The sequence below is a fragment of the Capnocytophaga sp. G1920 genome, assembly GCF_051417515.1.
Window position 1 is genome coordinate 89,301 of record NZ_JBPRKH010000003.1, and the last position, 18,405, is coordinate 107,705.

16 protein-coding genes and 1 pseudogene are annotated in these 18,405 nt (G+C 40.1%); 14 read left to right on the forward strand and 3 right to left on the reverse strand.

What is annotated here, in order from left to right:
- Positions 1 to 13 precede the first annotated feature (13 nt).
- From surE to ACSQ7D_RS03180, 3 genes are read left to right on the forward strand one after another with little or no spacing between them, the layout of a single operon-like run.
- Positions 14 to 784: a 5'/3'-nucleotidase SurE gene (gene surE, locus ACSQ7D_RS03170; protein ID WP_009422604.1), complete on the forward strand. Its 771-nt coding sequence runs from the start codon at positions 14 to 16 to the stop codon at positions 782 to 784.
- Positions 772 to 1,074 (forward strand): hypothetical protein, encoded by a 303-nt coding sequence (locus ACSQ7D_RS03175; protein WP_009411254.1) that lies wholly within the window; start codon positions 772 to 774, stop codon positions 1,072 to 1,074. Before surE ends, ACSQ7D_RS03175 begins: the two co-directional genes overlap by 13 nt.
- Positions 1,075 to 1,085: 11 nt before the next feature.
- Positions 1,086 to 3,008 (forward strand): LTA synthase family protein, encoded by a 1,923-nt coding sequence (locus ACSQ7D_RS03180; protein ID WP_437135344.1) that lies wholly within the window; start codon positions 1,086 to 1,088, stop codon positions 3,006 to 3,008.
- Positions 3,009 to 3,119: 111 nt separating this feature from the next.
- On the opposite strand, the gene trxB is transcribed toward ACSQ7D_RS03180, so the two are convergent.
- Entirely contained in the window at positions 3,120 to 4,061 is a 942-nt protein-coding gene (gene trxB, locus ACSQ7D_RS03185; protein WP_128091709.1) for a thioredoxin-disulfide reductase, read from the reverse strand.
- A gap of 444 nt (positions 4,062 to 4,505) precedes the next feature.
- Positions 4,506 to 4,637, reverse strand: a complete 132-nt coding sequence (locus tag ACSQ7D_RS03190) for a hypothetical protein (RefSeq protein ID WP_437135345.1) — start codon at positions 4,635 to 4,637, stop codon at positions 4,506 to 4,508.
- A gap of 299 nt (positions 4,638 to 4,936) precedes the next feature.
- Between ACSQ7D_RS03190 and ACSQ7D_RS03195 the strand changes: the two genes are divergently transcribed.
- The 6 genes from ACSQ7D_RS03195 to murI all read left to right on the forward strand — a co-directional run bounded on the left by ACSQ7D_RS03195 (position 4,937) and on the right by murI (position 11,549).
- Positions 4,937 to 5,632 carry a DUF6089 family protein gene (locus ACSQ7D_RS03195; RefSeq protein ID WP_437135347.1) on the forward strand — a complete coding sequence of 232 codons (696 nt, stop codon included), beginning with the start codon at positions 4,937 to 4,939 and terminating at the stop codon, positions 5,630 to 5,632.
- A gap of 15 nt (positions 5,633 to 5,647) precedes the next feature.
- Positions 5,648 to 6,370 carry an isoprenyl transferase gene (locus ACSQ7D_RS03200; protein ID WP_009411260.1) on the forward strand — a complete coding sequence of 241 codons (723 nt, stop codon included), beginning with the start codon at positions 5,648 to 5,650 and terminating at the stop codon, positions 6,368 to 6,370.
- 4 nt (positions 6,371 to 6,374) lie between these two features.
- Positions 6,375 to 8,909, forward strand: a complete 2,535-nt coding sequence (locus ACSQ7D_RS03205) for a BamA/OMP85 family outer membrane protein (RefSeq protein ID WP_437135349.1) — start codon at positions 6,375 to 6,377, stop codon at positions 8,907 to 8,909.
- 69 nt (positions 8,910 to 8,978) lie between these two features.
- Positions 8,979 to 10,073 (forward strand): OmpH family outer membrane protein, encoded by a 1,095-nt coding sequence (locus ACSQ7D_RS03210; protein WP_437135351.1) that lies wholly within the window; start codon positions 8,979 to 8,981, stop codon positions 10,071 to 10,073.
- 30 nt (positions 10,074 to 10,103) lie between these two features.
- Positions 10,104 to 10,637, forward strand: a complete 534-nt coding sequence (locus tag ACSQ7D_RS03215) for an OmpH family outer membrane protein (protein WP_016479699.1) — start codon at positions 10,104 to 10,106, stop codon at positions 10,635 to 10,637.
- 102 nt (positions 10,638 to 10,739) lie between these two features.
- Complete coding sequence (gene murI, locus ACSQ7D_RS03220; RefSeq protein WP_437135353.1) at positions 10,740 to 11,549, forward strand: glutamate racemase; 810 nt, start codon at positions 10,740 to 10,742, stop codon at positions 11,547 to 11,549.
- 16 nt (positions 11,550 to 11,565) lie between these two features.
- Here the strand turns inward: murI and ACSQ7D_RS03225 are convergent, their stop codons facing one another.
- The gene (locus ACSQ7D_RS03225) at positions 11,566 to 12,540 is read right to left on the reverse strand and encodes a lytic transglycosylase domain-containing protein (RefSeq protein ID WP_437135355.1); all 975 of its coding nucleotides are present in this window, start codon (positions 12,538 to 12,540) and stop codon (positions 11,566 to 11,568) included.
- Positions 12,541 to 13,157: 617 nt separating this feature from the next.
- Between ACSQ7D_RS03225 and ACSQ7D_RS03230 the strand changes: the two are divergent.
- The 5 genes and pseudogenes from ACSQ7D_RS03230 to ACSQ7D_RS03250 all read left to right on the forward strand — a co-directional run.
- A pseudogene (locus ACSQ7D_RS03230) lies at positions 13,158 to 13,570 on the forward strand (carboxypeptidase-like regulatory domain-containing protein); the annotation flags it as partial.
- A 264-nt stretch (positions 13,571 to 13,834) separates the two neighbouring features.
- Positions 13,835 to 16,303, forward strand: a complete 2,469-nt coding sequence (locus tag ACSQ7D_RS03235; protein ID WP_437135357.1) for a M1 family aminopeptidase — start codon at positions 13,835 to 13,837, stop codon at positions 16,301 to 16,303.
- A 97-nt stretch (positions 16,304 to 16,400) separates the two neighbouring features.
- On the forward strand, positions 16,401 to 16,928 hold the full coding sequence (locus tag ACSQ7D_RS03240) for a GNAT family N-acetyltransferase (RefSeq protein ID WP_437135359.1): 528 nt from the start codon (positions 16,401 to 16,403) through the stop codon (positions 16,926 to 16,928).
- A 2-nt stretch (positions 16,929 to 16,930) separates the two neighbouring features.
- Positions 16,931 to 17,476, forward strand: a complete 546-nt coding sequence (gene fic, locus ACSQ7D_RS03245) for a protein adenylyltransferase Fic (protein WP_437135361.1) — start codon at positions 16,931 to 16,933, stop codon at positions 17,474 to 17,476.
- 4 nt (positions 17,477 to 17,480) lie between these two features.
- Positions 17,481 to 18,404, forward strand: coding sequence for a DUF4300 family protein (locus ACSQ7D_RS03250; protein WP_437135363.1), 924 nt, complete (start codon positions 17,481 to 17,483; stop codon positions 18,402 to 18,404).
- Position 18,405 lies beyond the last annotated feature (1 nt).

The following is an 18,405-nucleotide window of genomic DNA, read 5'->3' on the forward strand; positions in this document are numbered from 1 at the left end:
TTTACTTTTTAGTATGCAAAAACCTTTAATATTAGTAACAAACGACGACGGTATTACCGCTCCTGGTATCCGTTATCTGATAGACATAATGAAAGAATTAGGCGAAGTAGTGGTAGTAGCCCCTGATTCGCCTCAGAGCGGTAAAGGGCACGCCGTTACCCTCGATACTACTATGTACTGCGACCCTATGCCCTCACATAACGGAGCTACTCGCGAATACGCTTGTAGTGGTACACCTGCCGATTGTGTGAAAATAGCCAAACACGAAGTGTTGAACGGTCGTCTGCCCGATCTCTGTGTGAGTGGTATCAATCACGGTTCCAATGCTTCTATCAACGTGATATATTCAGGAACGATGAGTGCTGCTATCGAGGCGGGTACTGAGGGCATTCCTGCTATTGGTTTTTCATTATTAGACTCCAGTTGGAATGCCGACTTTTCGCAAGCGCGCTCTTATATCAAAAGTATTGCTGAAAAAGTACTCGCTAATGGGTTGCCCAAAGGAACAGTGCTGAATGTGAATATACCTAATATCAAGAAGGAAGAAATAAAAGGCGTAAAAGTATGCCGTCAAGCACGTTCGCGCTGGATAGAAAGTTTTGACAAACGTGTGAACCCGCAAGGGAGAGTGTACTACTGGATGACAGGTACTTTTGTGAATGAAGACCAAGGTACTGATACTGACCAATGGGCTCTCGAAAACGGCTACATTTCAGTAGTGCCTATTCAATTTGACCTTACGGCTCACCAAAATATTCAAGAGTTAAAGCAATGGGATTTTTAAATATAAATCAAAAACGCAAAGACCAAATCATTGGTTTTATAGCAGGTATTGTTGTAAATGTAATAGGGGTGATAGCCTATGTGCTTATCTTCTCTAAATTTAGTATTGCTACTACCTTGCAAGATGCCTATTACAAGAGATATTTAGGGAAACTCATACTCTTAGGAGCCCTGTTAGACCTTGCTATCTTCTTCTTTTTTATCAATCGTTATGAAAACGAACGCGCACGTGGTGTACTTATCGCTTCGTGCGTATTAGCCTTTATAATTCTGCTATTACAATTCACTTAAAATTAAATACAATGAGAATCAGAGAATATGTAGTTTTCTTATACCGTATCTTCTTGGTATACTTATTTTATACCATTGCACGTGGTTTGTTTATCTATATGAATCGCGGACTGATGGGTGATTATAACACATCCGACCTTTTCTATTATGGATTGGCGTTTGATAACTGTGCTATAATGTACACTAATTTGCTGTTCATACTGCTCAGTTTACTACCTTTGTGGGTAAATACCCATAAGAAGTTTCAGAAAGTAGTTTTTTGGTCGTACTTTATACCTAACACCATTGCTTATGCCACCAATTTTATTGATATGGCATACTACCCTTTTAGCAAGTCTCGTCTTACTTCGGCATCGTTTGCAGTTATAGAACACGAAAACAACAAAATGAAAATATTCAGTAGCTTTTTAGGAGGCTATTGGTATATGTTCGTAGGCTTCTTTTTACTGATAGCTCTTTGGGTTTTCCTTTATAAACGCGTGAAAAACGTCGAAGAGCCTATTGCTCAAAAGAAATCTTATTTTGGTTGGTCTGCTCTATTTTTCTTAGGTTTTGGTACTCTGATAATGATGGCTATACGAGGCGGTGGTTTTACTTCGGATACACGCCCCATCAATATGCTCGATGCTAGCCGACACGTAAATACAGCTCCTCAGGCTGATGCGATACTAAACACGCCTTTTTGTCTCATTCGCAGTATGGGTAAGAACAAAGGATTTAAGGAATATCACTTTGTAGATGAAGCCTACATCAATGAGAGTTTAAAACCTATTAAGCAGTACAACCGCGAAGTAGCTACCAAGCCCAATGTCGTCCTCTTTATTTTAGAAAGTTTCGGCAAAGAGTATTGGGGCTGTATGAATACTAAAACTCATATTCCTAACTTTAAATCATATACACCCTTCTTAGACTCGTTAGCACAACATTCACTTGTGCTCGACAATGCTTATTGCACAGGTCGCCAGTCAATACACGGAATGTCGTCAATGCTGGCAGGAATCCCCTCTTTTCAAGTCGCTTACACCTCATCACCTTATGTGAAACAACCCACACAGTCTTTGGTGTCTATCGCCAAAGAAATGGGCTACGATACCTCTTTCTTCCATTCAGCACCCAATGGTTCTATGGGATTCTTAGGTTTTTCTAATATCTTAGGTTTCGACCATTACTATGGTAAGAATGAGTACAATAACGATGCTGATGACGATGGACACTGGGGGATTTGGGACGAACCTTTTTTCCAATATATGTGCAGGACTTATTCTCAAAAGAAACAACCTTTCTTAGGCACTATTTTCACACTCTCCTCCCACCACCCTTTTCAAATTCCTAAGCAATATGAGGGCAAATTCCCTAAAGGCAACTTAGAAATTCACCAATGTATTGGCTATACCGATTACGCTCTCAAACAATTCTTTGAGTGTGCTAAAAAACAACCTTGGTATAACAATACTATCTTTGCTTTTGTCAATGACCACCCTAACCAAATCTATTACGACCTTTACAAAGAGCCTATTACAGGCAAAGGAGCAGCAATTATGTTCTACAGCCCTAACCCTAATTTAGTGCCAAAGGGGGTAAATTCAGATATTACTCAGCAAATAGATATTTATCCTTCGTTAGTAGACCTAATGGGTTACCATAAGCCTTTCCGCTCTTGGGGGCGCAGTGTGTTTGCCAATCTTCCTGATGAAACGCCCCGCGCTTTTATCTCCGATGCGCTTATGTATCAAATGATGCAAGGTAATTACATCTATATCATCGACGAAACAGGTAAGGTAAACGGAGTGTACAAGAAAGAAGACGGTGCTCTCAAAAACAATCTCTTGGGCAAAGAAGACAATGCCGAAATACAAAAAGGTATTAAAGATTTAAAAGCCTTTATGCAAGATTATATGGATAGAATTATCAACCATAAGCTTAGTTTAAAATAAAGGTAAAAAGTAAGAAACAAATTTAGCGATAGCTGGCAGGTTAAATAGCAAAGCGCGATGTTTATTATTCTAAACATCGCGCTTTCTTATCTCTTATCTCTTACCTCTTAGCTATTCAAGAGTAAGAAGGTATTTCTCTGCGTCCAACGCTGCCATACAGCCCGAACCTGCTGCGGTAATAGCTTGGCGGTAGCGCGTGTCAGCAGCATCACCGGCTACAAACACCCCCGCTACATTGGTGAGCGAAGTGCCCGCTACATTCTTAATATAGCCCACCTCATCAGTATCGATATAAGGTTTAAACACATCGGTATTAGGTTTGTGACCGATAGCTACAAAGAAACCTGTGATAGCTATTTCGCTTATCTCCCCTGTCTTGTTGTTGCGCACTTTAATGCCCGTAACTACTTGTCCGTCACCTAATATCTCTTCAGTTTCAGTATTAAATAGCACTTCTATTTTTGGCGAATTGAGCACGCGTTCCTTCATAATTTGTGAAGCGCGGAACTCATCGCGACGCACCAGCATTGTTACTTTCGAGCAAATGTTCGCTAAGTAAAGCGCTTCCTCACAAGCCGAGTCGCCTGCCCCTACAATAGCCACGTGTTGATTGCGGTAGAAAAAACCGTCGCACACAGCACAAGCCGATACGCCTCCTCCTGTTTGCAAATAGTGCTGTTCGGAGGGTAACCCTAAGTATTTAGCCGAAGCACCCGTAGCGATAATCACGGCATCGGCGTGGAGCTCTTGGTCATCTACCCATACTTTGTGTGGGTGAGCCGAAAAATCTACCTTAGTCACCCAGCCGTTGCGAATATCAGCCCCAAAGCGTTTAGCTTGTTGCTCTAACTGCATCATCATTTCGCTGCCCATTACTCCCTCAGGATATCCGGGGAAATTCTCTACTTCGTTAGTAGTAGTGAGCTGTCCACCAGGTTGTTCTCCTTGGTAAAGCACAGGGCTTAGGTTCGCGCGCGAAGCGTAAATAGCAGCAGTATAGCCCGCAGGACCTGAGCCTATAATTAGGCATTTTATCTTTTCAATGTTTGCCATAGTAATTTTTTCTTTTAATTAGGGTGCAAAACTACAAAAATAATACCAATCTACAAACCTGCCAATTTGTCAATTAGAGCAAATGCACAAAATAAAAAGTTAATATCAGTTTGATAAATAATTCTGATGATGAGTCTTTTTTGCAGTATACACTTTGCCAAAGTTAATCGCCTGTCGTGCTACGACCTTTGGCAAAGTTGAATCTTGCATTGTTATTTCACAAGGCGCAGTCTTGATGCTATTTTAATTTTGAAATCAATTTTGTTTAATTTCTGAAACACAATCTCTCGCATACCCCACTCCGAGTATTCGTTCGCTATTTTACGTCGAGCTCGCGTTACTTATTTTATGCCCGATAAGTCTAAAAAGTAGAACCAATGATATAAGCAGATAGTAGCACCATAAGTTCAATCAGTATTCAGTTACTATTCGATTGATCTTCGGTTAGTCTTCATTGTAGAGCCACTGTAGACCCACTGTAGAGCCACTGTAGACCCACTGTAGACCCACTGTAGACCCACTGTAGACCCACTGTAGACCCACTGTAGACCCACTGTAGACCCACTGTAGAGCCACTATAAGACCACTGTAGTGCCGTTTAAAGTTTATTTAAAGTCCGTCAGATGTCTCACAGAGCAACCACAAGGTACTTCTTGCTACCTACTCACAAGCACCTTTCATCTACGCACTTTTCACAAATTGCTCCCGATAACTTATAATTCTTTATAAAAATAAATATACTTATATCGTGTTAATAATCAGTGATGTATAAAGAATTTTAGTAGCTAATTTAAAAATCCAAAATAAAAAAATAGGAAATAATAAATGTTATTTCATATAAAACACGTATATTTGCGCCTTGCATAGAATAGCGTATGTACAGATTTATACACATTACATTGATACTATTGGCGATGCATATGGCATCGGCACAGCAACACGAAATCGGTGTTTTCTTAGGTGGAAGCAACCCCATTTCAGATGTTGGTAGAACCTATTATTTATATCCTAACAAAATCGCTTTTGGTGGGATATATAAATGGAATTTCCACGAACGTATGGCAGTTCGTGTGCAGGTTACTAAGTCCGAACTTAGAGCTAACGACGTCCAATCCGATATCCCTGGTAAACGCAACCGAGGGTTCGCTTATTCAAGTGATATTACCGATTTGGCAGTAGGCACCGAGTTCAATTTCTTTAGCTACAGAATCGGCAATTTGCTCGATATGCCTATGACCCCCTATGTGTTCGTAGGTATAGCTGGGCTTTGGCACGACGATTTGTACTTCGACCCCTCCTCTCCCAAACCCGTTGAAGCTAGCGATACTACACGTCGCGACTTCGATGTGGCTGTGCCCGTAGCTTTCGGTTTTAAAGCTAAAATCACTCGAAGGCTTGTTTTAGGAGGTGAAGTAGCTTTCCGTTTTGCCCTTACTAACAACGTCGATGGTAGTGCGCCCGAAAGAAAATCCTTTACATTTGGTAACATAGGAAGAAGTTACGACTGGTACGCCTTCTCAGGTCTTACCCTTACCTACACCTTCGGCGAATGGCCTTGCTATTGTAGATAATTTCACTTAAAACCAATGGAGATTACAAACTATCCAAAGCATCTGGCTATTATAATGGACGGTAATGGGCGTTGGGCAAAAAAACAAGGCTTGCTCAGAGCCTATGGTCACGAAAAGGGAGTGCAAACTGTGCGACAAGTAGTGGAATATTGTGTGGAACACCGTATTCCATACCTCACCCTTTTTGCCTTTTCTACCGAAAATTGGAAACGACCCGCCTTAGAAGTAAAAGCCCTAATGGAGCTATTGGTAAAGTTCCTAAAAAAGGAAGTTGATAATTTGCACAAAAATAATGTAAGACTCAAAACCATTGGCAATTTAGACCGTTTCCCTCCTAAACCACGCGAAGCCCTACTTGCTTCTATCGATAAACTCAAAAACAATACAGGGCTTACCCTTACCTTAGCCCTCAACTATGGAGCACGTGAAGAAATCCTAACTGCTATAAAAGAAATTGCAGCAAAAGTAAAAGAAGGCACACTTATTGCTAATACAATTACCGAAACAACACTACAAAAACACCTATACACCTACGACTTACCCGATGTAGACTTACTTATCCGCACCAGCGGTGAGGAGCGCATCAGCAATTTTTTATTATGGCAAATAGCCTATGCCGAACTCTATTTTACTGAAGTATTATGGCCTGACTTCACAAAAAAACACTTAGAAGAAGCCCTATCAAACTATCAAAATAGAGAAAGACGATTTGGAAAAACAAGCGAACAACTTACGTAAAACTATGCTGAAAAAATTTTTATTGCTTGCTTTCTTGGCTTTTGTAAGCCTTGTAAGTGCACAAGAAGAAGATAGAATATCATTAGGAAAAGGAAGAAAATATACAATTGGTGGCATTGAAGTTACTGGCGCAAAACGTTATAACGAACAAACTATCCTCACTACTTCGGGTTTGAAAGTAGGTGATGTAATCGAAATCCCCAGTGAAAAATTCAGCTCCATCATTCATAAGCTATGGGGCTATAAGTTGTTTAGCGATATTAATATTTATATCAAGCGCGTAGAAGGTGATACCGTATTCTTAGAGTTAGCTATCAAAGAAACACCTTCATTAGTCGATGTAAAAGTAACAGGTATCGGACAGAAAAAAGCAGAAACCCTCCTTAAAGATGCCGAAATTAAAAAAGGAGTAAAGGTAAACGAAAGCCTTATTGCTAATACTAAAAACTATATCACTAATAAATATCGAAAAGATGGTTATCTCAACACCAAAGTAACTATCGATACCAAAATAGATACTACCGATGCCAATGGTGTAGATATGCTCATTCACATCGATAGAGGTAATAAGGTAAAAATCGATAAAATTACTTTTGAAGGCAATCAGCAATTTACCTCAGCCAAGTTGCGCAAGAAGCTCAAAAAGACAAAACAAGTGCGTTTCGGTCGTTTCTGGAAACGCTCCAAATATGTTAAGAAAGACTACGACGAAGATTTAACAAACCTCGTAGATTTCTATAAAGAAAAAGGCTATCGCGATGCTCGTGTGGTAAACGATACGCTTATTAAAAATAAGGACGGTAACGTAAGTCTTAATATAGCAGTAGAAGAAGGGAAGCGTTATTATTTCGGTGATATTCGCTTCTTAGGAAACTCAGTCTATAACGACCGTGTGCTCAATCAAGTATTGGGTATCAAAAAAGGCGATGTATATAACGGAGTATTGCTCAAAAAACGCATTCAAGACAATACCAAACCCGATGCCGAAGATATAACCAACTTATATCAAAATAGTGGTTATCTCTTCTCGCAAATACACCCTGTAGAAACCTCAGTAGTAAATGATACTATCAATTTCGAAATACGCGTGGTAGAAGGGAAGCCTGCTTATTTTAATAAAATATCAGTAACAGGTAACGAAAAGACTAACGACTATGTAATTTATCGCGAGTTGCGCACACGTCCTGGTTATCTATATAGCAAAGATGCCGTAGTGCGTACCGTTCGTGAGTTAGGACAGTTGCAACTATTCGATGCTCAAAACATCAATCCAGAGTTTAAAAATGCCGATCCTAATGCAGGAACCGTAGATATAGAATATAAACTCACCGAAACAGGTTCAAGCCAAGTGCAGTTGCAAGGAGGGTATGGTGGAGGCTCATTCATAGGTACACTTGCCCTTTCATTCAATAACTTTTCTATTCGCAACTTGTTCAACCCCAAAGCCTATCGCCCAGTGCCTATGGGCGACGGTCAAGCACTATCACTCAGTTTCCAAATAAGTAGGTACTACCGCACTTATGGGTTTTCATTCACCGAGCCTTGGATGGGTGGTAAACAGCCTGTGCAGTTCTCAGTGTCATTCAGTAGAACCGAACAGTTCGGGTATAGTTACAGGAGCTATGATGTAGATAAGAGTAAACGTGTGTATATCACAGGAATAAGCGTAGGTTTAGCCAAACGTTTGAGAGTTCCCGATGATTATTTCCAAATCGCTCATACTTTAAGCTATCAGCATTATGATTTGAAGAATTATCCTAATTTAGGACTCTTTACTTTTAAAGATGGTAACTCTAATTCATTAGCTTATACCATTTCGTTATCGCGTAACTCAAGTGGTCCTAACCCTATCTATCCAATGTCAGGAAGTAGTTTTACTATTAGTGCGAAGCTTACCCCTCCTTACTCATTGTTCAATAAGGTAGATTATGGCAAACTACTTGAAGAACGTGAAACAGCATCTACCAATAAAGATTCTGAAAGAATAGCACAAATAGACCAAGAGCGTTTCCACTGGTTAGAGTTTTATAAGCTCAAGTTTACCTCAGCTTGGTATACCAATATTTACAGTAAATTTGTATTAAAGTTTGGTGCTGATTTTGGTTATTTGGGAGCTTATAACAGCAAACGCGGTATAGTACCTTTTGAACGTTTCTTTATGGGAGGCGATGGCTTAGGCTATTACTCGATGGACGGACGTGAAAACATACAAATGCGCGGGTATGAAAACTATGCCCTTTCCGCCGATGATGGCGAGACTGTGTTTAACAAATTCTCTCTGGAATTGCGTTATCCTATTACTCTTAAACCAATGGCGTCTATCTATGGCTTAGTATTTGCCGAAGGAGGTAATGTACACAATGGATTAGAGAACTTTAATCCTTTCCAGATTAAGCGTTCAGCAGGTTTAGGATTGCGACTCTTTATGCCACAGTTCGGTATGCTGGGTATTGACTTTGGGTATGGTTTCGATAACCCTGCTAATAGCAATAACCGCAGTGGCTGGCAAACACACTTTATTTTTGGACAACAATTCTAATTTTTGGCACGATATTTTCTTTTATGAAAAGAGAAGGCTAAAAAGTAGTATATACATTTGATAAATGTTATGAACAAACTACAAGCGTTATTTATAGTACTATTGTGTAGTGCCTGTTTTACTTATGCACAAAAGCCATCTCGTATTGGCTATGTGGATATGGATTACATATTATCACACCTCGAAGATTATAAAGTAGCAAGCCAGCAGTTTGCCTTACAAGTAGAGCAATGGGAGGCTGAAATAGCCAAACGCCAAGAAAAGATAAAGGCTGAAAAAGAGAAGTTAGAAGCTGAGAAAGCTTTGCTTACTCCCGAGCTTATCAAAGATAAAGAAGAAGAAATAGCTCTGTTAGAATACAACTTGAATGCCTATAAACAGCAGAAGTTTGATGCTAAGGAAGGAGAGTATATCACCCAAAAGTTTATGCTTGCTAAGCCTATCCAAGACCAAGTGTTCAATATAGTGCAAGAGATAGGCAAGATGCGTAAATACGACTTTATCTTTGAAAAGAGTGACGCCACTATGTTATTCTCTAATGAGCAACATAACTTGAGTAAAGTAGTGCTTCGTGCCTTGAAGAAGAAAGACAATGCCGAAGATAGGAACAAAGATATGGCTCAGCTCTTAAAAGAAAGCTATGATTTTGAGTTTGTAGAAGAACGCGTTAAGAAACGTAAAGAAGCTGAAAAAGCACGTGAGCAACGCCGAGTACAGTACGAACAAGAACGTTTGCGCAAAACTGAAGAAATGAAGCAACAGCGCGAACAGCTCAAAGCAAAACGCGAGAAAGAGCAAGCCGAGCGTCAGCAGAAGTTCCAACAAGAACGAGATGCCCTTAAAGCGCAACGCGAAAAAGAACAAGCTGAACGTGTACAGAAGTTCCAACAAGAGCGCGATGCTCTTAAAGCACAACGCGAGAAAGAGCAAGCTGAGCGTCAGCAGAAGTTCCAACAACAGCGCGATTCTATAAAGGCACAACGGGACAAAGAGCAAGCCGAACGCCAACAGAAGTTACAAGAACAGAAAGAACAGCGTGAGAAGGAAATAGCTGAACGCCAAAAGAAACTTGAAGAACAAAGGGTGCAACGTGAAAAAGAACAAGCCGAGCGCCTTAAAAAACAACAAGAGGCGAGAACTCAAACGCCTACGACAGATCAGTAAAAATTTTTAAATAACTAATATTACAAACAGATGATGAGAAACATTAGAACGTTGATGATTGCATTGGCTCTATTCTTAGGAGCTACTACAATGCTTACTGCACAAGTGAAAATCGCTCATATTGATGTGCAAAAACTTTTAGAAGAAATGCCTGAAAGAAAATCAATAGAGTCACAATTAAAGAAAATGGAGCAAGGATATATGAACGATATTCAAGCAGCTATTAAAGAATTGCAAGCTAAGGCTCAAAAGTATCAGAATGAAGCTGCTGCTCTTACAGAGGCACAACTTAAAGCTCGTGAAGCAGAATTCCTCAAAAAATCAGAGGAAATTAAAACTATGGAAGAAAATATCCGTAAAACACAACAAACTGCTGCTGAGAATTTACAGAAAAAGCAACAAGAATTGGTAGAGCCATTGCTTAAAAAGGTAAAAAGCTCTATTGAGAAAATTGCTAAGCAAAGAGGACTTCAGTACGTATTGGATTCAAGTGCAGGCTCAAGCGTGATTGTAGCTACAGGAGATGACCTTTACAGTACAGTTAAAAAGGACTTAGGATTTTAGTTCGTAGGTTTTTAAAATTATTAGATATTTTTTCTTATGAAAAGTGTTCGCTAAGTGAACACTTTTTTTTATTTTTGCAACTGAAAAGAACCTTATTTTAAAATGACTCACTCAACATCACGTACAGCACCTATTGGTTTGTTTGACTCTGGAGTAGGGGGGACTACTATCTGGAAAGAAGTAAACGCATTAATGCCTAATGAGAATACCCTGTTTATAGCAGATAATAAAAATGCCCCTTATGGTGAGAAGACTAAGGAGGAAATCATTGCATTATGCGATACCAATACGCGTTTTCTGTTAGAAAATAATGCAAAAATTATAGTAGTAGCGTGCAATACGGGTACTACCAATGCTATATCGTATTTGAGGAATAAATATAAAGAAGTACCTTTTATAGGGATAGAACCTGCTATAAAGCCTGCGAGTTTGCAGAGTGTTACTAAGAAAATAGGGGTATTAGCAACCCGTAGTACACTTGCCAGCGACCTTTTTGCTAAAACCAGTGAGCACCTTAAACAAGAAGAGCAAGTGGAAATTATAGAACAAGTAGGGGAGGGACTAGTAGACCTTATAGAAGCGGGACGTATAAAGAGTCCTGAAATGACGCTATTATTACGCAAATACCTCTTACCTATGGTTGCCGAAGGGATTGATTATTTGGTGTTAGGTTGCACTCATTACCCTTATTTGTTACCACAAATACAAGAGCTCATTCCTCCACACATAAAGGTAATAGATTCGGGGTATGCGGTAGCTAAACAAACGCGCAATATACTTTCTCAACATCATTTACTGAATGATGATGCTACTGCAGAGGCACAACACCTTTGGCTTGCTAATGGCAAGGTAGAAGTATTGCAACAGTTTGCACCCAAGAATGTCAAACACTTGAAAATTTCTACTTTCTAATATTTATTCTTAAAAACTATTTCTTGGGAATCCTGATATAATACGCTTTGCCATCTATATTATCTAGCCTTTTATCGCGTAGCCAAGGATTGTATAGTTTTAGGTCTTTATAAGTGATGTTCTGGCTCTTGGCGAATTGGGTGAGATTTTCAATGGTAGAATCTACCATTACATTGTAAGTGGGCAGTTCGTTATACAAATGTTTCTTCTCGAAGATGAAGCCGTACTTCTTAGGGTGCTTCATTATCTCTTTTAGGGCTAAAATACGAAATACATAGCGTGAAGTTTCGGAGCTTAGCCATAAATCATAATAATTATTAGTTTCTTGAAAAGAAGTTTGCTTATTCATTCCTGAGATACCGGCATTATAAGCAGCGGCAGCCATCGTCCACGAACCTGTACTGCGCTTGGCTTTGTTTAAATAATCGCAGGCAGCTTGGGTGGCTTTTTCTATGTGATAACGCTCGTCTACTTGGTCGGTTACTTCTAAGCCGTATTCTTGAGCGGCGGGTTTCATAAGTTGCCAAAAGCCACTTGCACCGGAGGGTGATACCGCATTGGTGAGTCCACTTTCTATGATGGCTAAATATTTGAAATCATCGGGGATATTATTGCGTTTGAGAATAGGTTCGATGATAGGGAAGTACTTATTAGCACGCTTGAGCACCAACAAAGTATTGGATTGCCAATAGGTATTTACGATAAGCTCTCGGTCTAAGCGCTCGTGTACATCGGGGTCTTCCAAAGGTACTCTTTCGCCAGCAAAGTCTAATTTTTCGGGTAAATCGATGGCAAAAACTCTGTAATCATTAGAGAAATCGGTTTTATGATGAGTTTCCTGAGCTGAAAGAGGGTTCTGGGCTACTTCGGCTTCTGCTTGTTCGTAGATATTGTTTTCTTCTTTTTTAACTGACATTGCATTGACCAAAAAACCAGAGAGCAAAACTACTCCTCCACCTGTGAGCAAATATTGTATCGTTCTTTTCATCATTTTTTCTTTTGTATAGATTGGGGCAAAGATAGTAAATAATTCTTTAATACCAAATAGTGTTAGAAATGAGAAAATTAGAGAATTAGAAAATGAGGTGCGAGCCGCACAGGCAGTCGTAGCACGGCGGGCTATTAACTTTGGCAAAGTGTGTACCGCAAAAGCGATGTATTGAGACTGTTAGGAGGATTCGGAAGAAAACGGAGAGATTCGGAAGAAGGTTAAGAGGAATTTTGATGAAAAAAGGCTATGAGAAGGGTGGAGTTAGCTTATAGAGAGCTTATAGGAAGCTTATACGAATCTTGGACGATTGGTATAGAAAGGGTGTATAAAAAATTGATTAATAGTATAATACAGCAATGCAAAAAACGGTAAAAACGGGGTTTCGAGGCGAAAGAAAGAGGAATCCTCACCCCTGCCCTCTCCCAAGGAGAGGGGGAATGTGGCGACGGGAAAAGGGGGAGTGTGGCGAGGGAAAAGAGGAGAAATGACAAATGAGGAGGGACGAAAGACGAATGTGAAACTTTGTTAAAGTAAAACAATAAAATAAGTTAATTCTTTTTATGGAGTGTGTTTTTTATTTTACATTTGCACCATTATTCGCCATAAACAATATTTTAATGAAAAGTTTTATTTTCTTTCTTGCTCTTTTTTGTGAGCTTACCCTTTCTGCTCAAGCACAATACACTGTAAAAGGCTTCGTCCATAACGCTTCGCTTGAGGGAATTCCCAAAGTAGCTATTAAAGTATTAGATGCTGATACGAACCTTATTGTAAGCGAACCTCTTACGGGAGCTAACGGACTCTTTAGCTTTACTTCTCCTCCTCGTAAGTTGCGCATTTATATTGAAAGTACGGGTGATTATCTGTGTCGTATTGGTGGAATCTGCGACAGAACACAGAACTCCAATTGCAACACAGCGTGAAGAAGGGTATTTTGCGTTTGGGTTATAATCATCAGTTGGGGCATTACGCAATGGATTACGGCAGTGAGCGCCTACAAAATGGCTTGCGCTACGAAAGTCCTACCGATATTTTCCACACCCAACGTTGGGACAGCGAGAGCCATTTGCCTAACTTAGACCTTTATGCTTACGGCAATAGCGAAAGCCGACAGCTTAGACTGAACCTCACTTACCAATTTGGAAAAGCTAAAGAGGCACACGTAAATGAACTGGAAGAGGTACAACGGTTGTGATTTTTTGGTGTTTTATTTCGCTATAATGGCAAAAAGCTATATCTTTGCACTTGAAATTATCTCTTGGAAATATATTTTTCAAGGCAATAAAATAAGCTAATGAAAAAAACACTTTTTACTATTATTGCCCTGTTACTTTCGGGCTACACTTTTGCACAGACGGATACTTCGGGGCGAAGCCTCTATCGTGCTACTCCTGAGAAGAAAACTGCCTTAAAGCACACGAAATTGAAGGTAGATTTTAACTTCACTAACCAAACTCTCAACGGCGAAGAATGGCTTACTGCTTCTCCTTATTTTTATGCTACCGATAGCCTTATCCTCGATGCAAAGGCTATGCTTATCCACAAGGTGGCTTTGGAGCAGAACGGCAAGCAACAGCCTCTTTCTTATAGCTATAAGAATGATATGTTGAGAATAAAACTCAACAAAACTTACCAAAAAGGGGAGACCTATACCGTGTACATTCGCTATACGGCACAGCCTGAAAAGGTAACCGATAAGGGCAGTCGTGCGATTACCGATGCCAAAGGGCTTTACTTTATCAACCCTAACGGAGAAGCCGACAAGCCTATGCGCCAAGTATGGACGCAGGGTGAAACAGAAGGCTCTTCGTGCTGGTTCCCTACTATCGACAAGCCCAACCAAAAGACTACTCAAGAAATAGAAATGACAGTGCCCGATAGCTTTGTTACCCTCTCTAACGGAGTGCTAAAAAGCAGTGATAAGAAAGGCAATATGCGCACCGACTATTGGGTGATGGACAAGCCTCACGCACCTTATCTTTTCTTTATGGGGGCAGGAGAGTTTGCCGTAGTAAAAGATACGCCTTGGCGCGGTAAGGTGCCTATTGAATACTATGTAGAAAAGGAATACGAGCCTGTTGCAAAACAGATATTTGGAAATACTTCCGAGATGATTACGTTCTTCTCTGAGCGTTTTGGCTATGACTATCCGTGGGCTAAATACGCCCAAATGGTAGTGCGCGATTTTGTGAGTGGAGCAATGGAAAACACTACGGCTGTAAGCCACGCCGAGAGTGCTTATCAGAGCGCAGAAGCTTTGGCTGACCAAAACTATTGGGAGCCTATTATCGCACACGAGTTGGCACACCACTGGTTTGGCGATTTAGTAACTACCGAAAGCTGGTCGAATCTCACCGTAAACGAGTCGTTTGCCAACTATAGCGAATACTTGTGGTTGCTACACAAATACGGCAAAGATGCCGCAGAATACCACCTTAGCAATAACACCCTTCAATACCAACACCGTGCCAATGATTTTGCAAAAGATTTGGTGCGCTTTGGCTATGATTCACGTGAGGATATGTTCGATTTGGTATCTTACAACAAAGGCGGGGCTATCTTGCATATGTTGCGTAATTATCTTGGTGATGAGGCTTTCTTTGCAGGGCTTACCGATTACCTCAAAACGAATGAATACGGCACGGGGGAAGCTCACCAATTACGTCTTTCGTTAGAAAAAGTGAGCGGTAAAGACTTGAACTGGTTCTTCAACCAATGGTACTTTGGCAATGGTAATCCTACTGTGAATGTAGAAAAGACGTTTAGCAATGGTAAATTGACCTTAAAAATCATTCAAACACAAAGCGAAGACCTCTTGTTTCAGTTTCCGTTGGATATAGATATTTACAGAAATGGCAAGGCAGAGCGTCATAGTGTTTGGGTAGATGCTCGTAAAGAAAATACTTTTACTTTCCCAATGAAGAAAGCCCCAGAGCTGATAGATATCAATCCCGAAGGTGTGGTGCTGATAGATGAGCAATACCAAAAAACGTGGGCGGAGTATTTGTACCAAATGCAACGCGCTAAATCGCTCAAGAGCAGAATGCAAGCGGTAAGTGCGCCAATGGCTCCTGACGGCAAAGATATTTTGCTCGCTGCTCTTAAAGACCCCTTTTTCCAAGTGCGTATACAAGCATTACAAAAACTCGCTAGTTATGAACTGAATGCCAAAGAAATGGCAATGGTAGAAAAGATTGCGTCTTCTGACCCTGAGAACTTGGCTAAATCGGCAGCGATATGGGTATTAGCTACCTCAAAATACAAAAACAAATACGTTTCTTTATTTGAAAAATACCTTGGAACTCCTTCGGGAGCTATCAAGAATGCTGCTATCAATGGGATAGCTCGTACTGAGCCCGCACGCGCTAAGAGTATACTTGAAAAAGGAAGTGTTAAAGACTTTGATACCGACCAATTAGCGGGATTATCAGGAGTAATTGTAGACAACCAAATGGAGCAGTATCTCCCTGCGATACTTCCTTATTTTATATACTATCCTTTCTTTGAAAAGGACAATCCTGAAACAGCTGTCAACTTCAAAAAAGGCTATGAGTGGGCAATGCACTTAGACAATACTTCACACGTGGAGCTATTGGCTGAATCACTCAAAGAAATCGCTAAAGATATGGAGAACCCTGCTGCTAAAGAGATGCTTAAAAACGTATTGGACGAAGGTATTACTATCAAACGTGGCTTAAACCAAACTGAATCGGTAAAGAAACAGATTAAGATGTTGGAAGAGATTAAAGAAATGTTTAAGTAGTGGTTAGTGCTTAATGGTTAATGATAGACTTTGCCAAAGGTGCGAGCCACACGGGCAGATAACTTTGGTAAAGTCTATTTATAAAATATTTAAGTTTATGGAAACACTTCACACAATGCGCCTTTTGCTTCGTCCTTGGAAAATAACAGATGCCGAAGCCTTATACACACAAGCGCACAATCCTATTATAGGCAAGATGTGCGGTTGGCTACCTCACAAAAGTGTAGAAGAGAGCCAAAAGATTATTGAGGTTGTCCTTACCAAGTCTCATAGTTTTGCTATTTGTTTAGCAAACAACATTCCCATAGGAAGTATAGGCTTGCTTTTACAAGGAGAGAGCAATCTTCCTGTAAGCGAAAATGAAGCTGAAATAGGCTATTGGCTTGGAGAAGACTTTTGGGGTAAGGGCTATGTTACTGAAGCTACCCTAAGGGTAATACAATATGCTTTTGAAGAGTTGCACCTTACCCAGCTATGGGCAGGTGCATATGAGGAAAATGTTGCCTCACAACAAGTACTTGAAAAATGTGGGTTTGGTTATCATCATACCCTTGAAGATTTCTTGTTTCCACTTATAGGAGAGAGACATACAAGCTTAGTATATACTTTAAACAGAGAAAATTGAAGATGAATACTCAAGAAATCGACGCACAAAGTTTGCAAAATGCCTATCGTCTTTTTGAGAGTGGGACTATAGAGCAGATAGAAGTAGGTACCATTAAAGGATTATGCGAGATACATCGCTATCTTTTTGAGGAGCTTTACGATTTTGCAGGTGAGATACGTCGGCTAAATATTAGCAAGGGCGGTTTTAAGTTTGCCAATGCGATGTTTTTGGATGCTATCCTACCCGTAATAGACCAAATGCCTGAAAATACTTTTGAAGAAATTGTAGCCAAATACGTGGAGATGAATATTGCCCACCCTTTTATGGAAGGCAATGGGCGAGCTACTCGTATATGGCTCGACTTGATACTCAAAAAACGCTTAGGCAAAGTAGTGAATTGGCAACTAATAGATAAAGCTCCTTACCTCCAAGCAATGGAGCGTAGCCCTATCAATGATTTGGAATTACGCTTTTTGTTGCAACCTGCTCTTACTGATAAAGTAAACGACCGTGAAGTAATTTTTAAAGGTATAGAGCAATCTTATTATTATGAAAGTAATGACTAAAACAATGAAAAGACTTCTATTGATAACTATTCTTTCTTTGGTAGCAATTTCTTGCCAACAGAAGAAAGCAACAACTGAAAAAATAGCAGTTACTCTCACTTATTCTAATTTAGTAGATACCGCTACCCAAGATGAAGTGCAAAAAGCCCTTACAGCAGCGGGGATATCTCAGCAAAATGTAGCCTCTTTTTTGGAGAGTGTAGCCCTTTTCAACGAAACAGTAGGTGATAAAGCAGGCTTAGTACCCAAAGGATTTGTTACTATTGACAGCTTGCTACCTAAGTATGATGAGGTTGCTATACAAAACATTTGGACGGCTAAATACCCTATGTTTCAAGGCTATAATTGCCGTCTTACCTCTTTCACCCTCTTGCGTGATTTAATTTCTTTCCCTACGGATAAAAAGTTTGCTACCAAAGAGGAAGACGAGGTGCTTTTTATAGACCGTGAGTCCTTGCATAATACTCCTAAGAAGTTCTTTACCCCTGAGGAAGAAAATAACTTTTTTACCCTCTTTACCGAGGTGCCCACTACTAATACCAAAGATATAAAAACCCATTTGCGGGTGATGCAACAAGCGTGGAAAGAGCGCGGTATCAACTTCCGTTATAAAAACGACCCTACTAAGGCATCGCTTATCTCGGCAGTCTTCCATTCCCAAATCACCCCAGAGGAGAACACTCTTTTTGTAGGACACGTAGGGGTATTAGTACCTTTTGACGGCAAGCTGCTCTTTATAGAAAAACTCGCTTTTCAAGAACCCTATCAAGCAATAAAATTTGAGAATCGCACCCAGCTCAGCGATTACTTAATGAACCGATATGATGTAGAATGGGAGCAACCTAATGCTATTCCGTTTATAATGGAAAACGATGTGCTAATGGACGGTTATCGCCCCAATCCATATAAAAAAGAACAGCGATTGTAAG

Coding starts and splice junctions, on each gene's coding strand:
- ACSQ7D_RS03210 (WP_437135351.1), top strand. CDS start 8,979: ATGAACAAACTACAAGCGTTATTTATAGTACTATTGTGTAGTGCCTGT.
- ACSQ7D_RS03225 (WP_437135355.1), bottom strand. CDS start 12,540: ATGATGAAAAGAACGATACAATATTTGCTCACAGGTGGAGGAGTAGTT.
- trxB (WP_128091709.1), bottom strand. CDS start 4,061: ATGGCAAACATTGAAAAGATAAAATGCCTAATTATAGGCTCAGGTCCT.
- murI (WP_437135353.1), top strand. CDS start 10,740: ATGACTCACTCAACATCACGTACAGCACCTATTGGTTTGTTTGACTCT.
- ACSQ7D_RS03240 (WP_437135359.1), top strand. CDS start 16,401: ATGGAAACACTTCACACAATGCGCCTTTTGCTTCGTCCTTGGAAAATA.
- ACSQ7D_RS03250 (WP_437135363.1), top strand. CDS start 17,481: ATGAAAAGACTTCTATTGATAACTATTCTTTCTTTGGTAGCAATTTCT.
- surE (WP_009422604.1), top strand. CDS start 14: ATGCAAAAACCTTTAATATTAGTAACAAACGACGACGGTATTACCGCT.
- fic (WP_437135361.1), top strand. CDS start 16,931: ATGAATACTCAAGAAATCGACGCACAAAGTTTGCAAAATGCCTATCGT.
- ACSQ7D_RS03205 (WP_437135349.1), top strand. CDS start 6,375: ATGCTGAAAAAATTTTTATTGCTTGCTTTCTTGGCTTTTGTAAGCCTT.
- ACSQ7D_RS03200 (WP_009411260.1), top strand. CDS start 5,648: ATGGAGATTACAAACTATCCAAAGCATCTGGCTATTATAATGGACGGT.
- ACSQ7D_RS03215 (WP_016479699.1), top strand. CDS start 10,104: ATGATGAGAAACATTAGAACGTTGATGATTGCATTGGCTCTATTCTTA.
- ACSQ7D_RS03235 (WP_437135357.1), top strand. CDS start 13,835: ATGAAAAAAACACTTTTTACTATTATTGCCCTGTTACTTTCGGGCTAC.
- ACSQ7D_RS03175 (WP_009411254.1), top strand. CDS start 772: ATGGGATTTTTAAATATAAATCAAAAACGCAAAGACCAAATCATTGGT.
- ACSQ7D_RS03195 (WP_437135347.1), top strand. CDS start 4,937: ATGTACAGATTTATACACATTACATTGATACTATTGGCGATGCATATG.
- ACSQ7D_RS03180 (WP_437135344.1), top strand. CDS start 1,086: ATGAGAATCAGAGAATATGTAGTTTTCTTATACCGTATCTTCTTGGTA.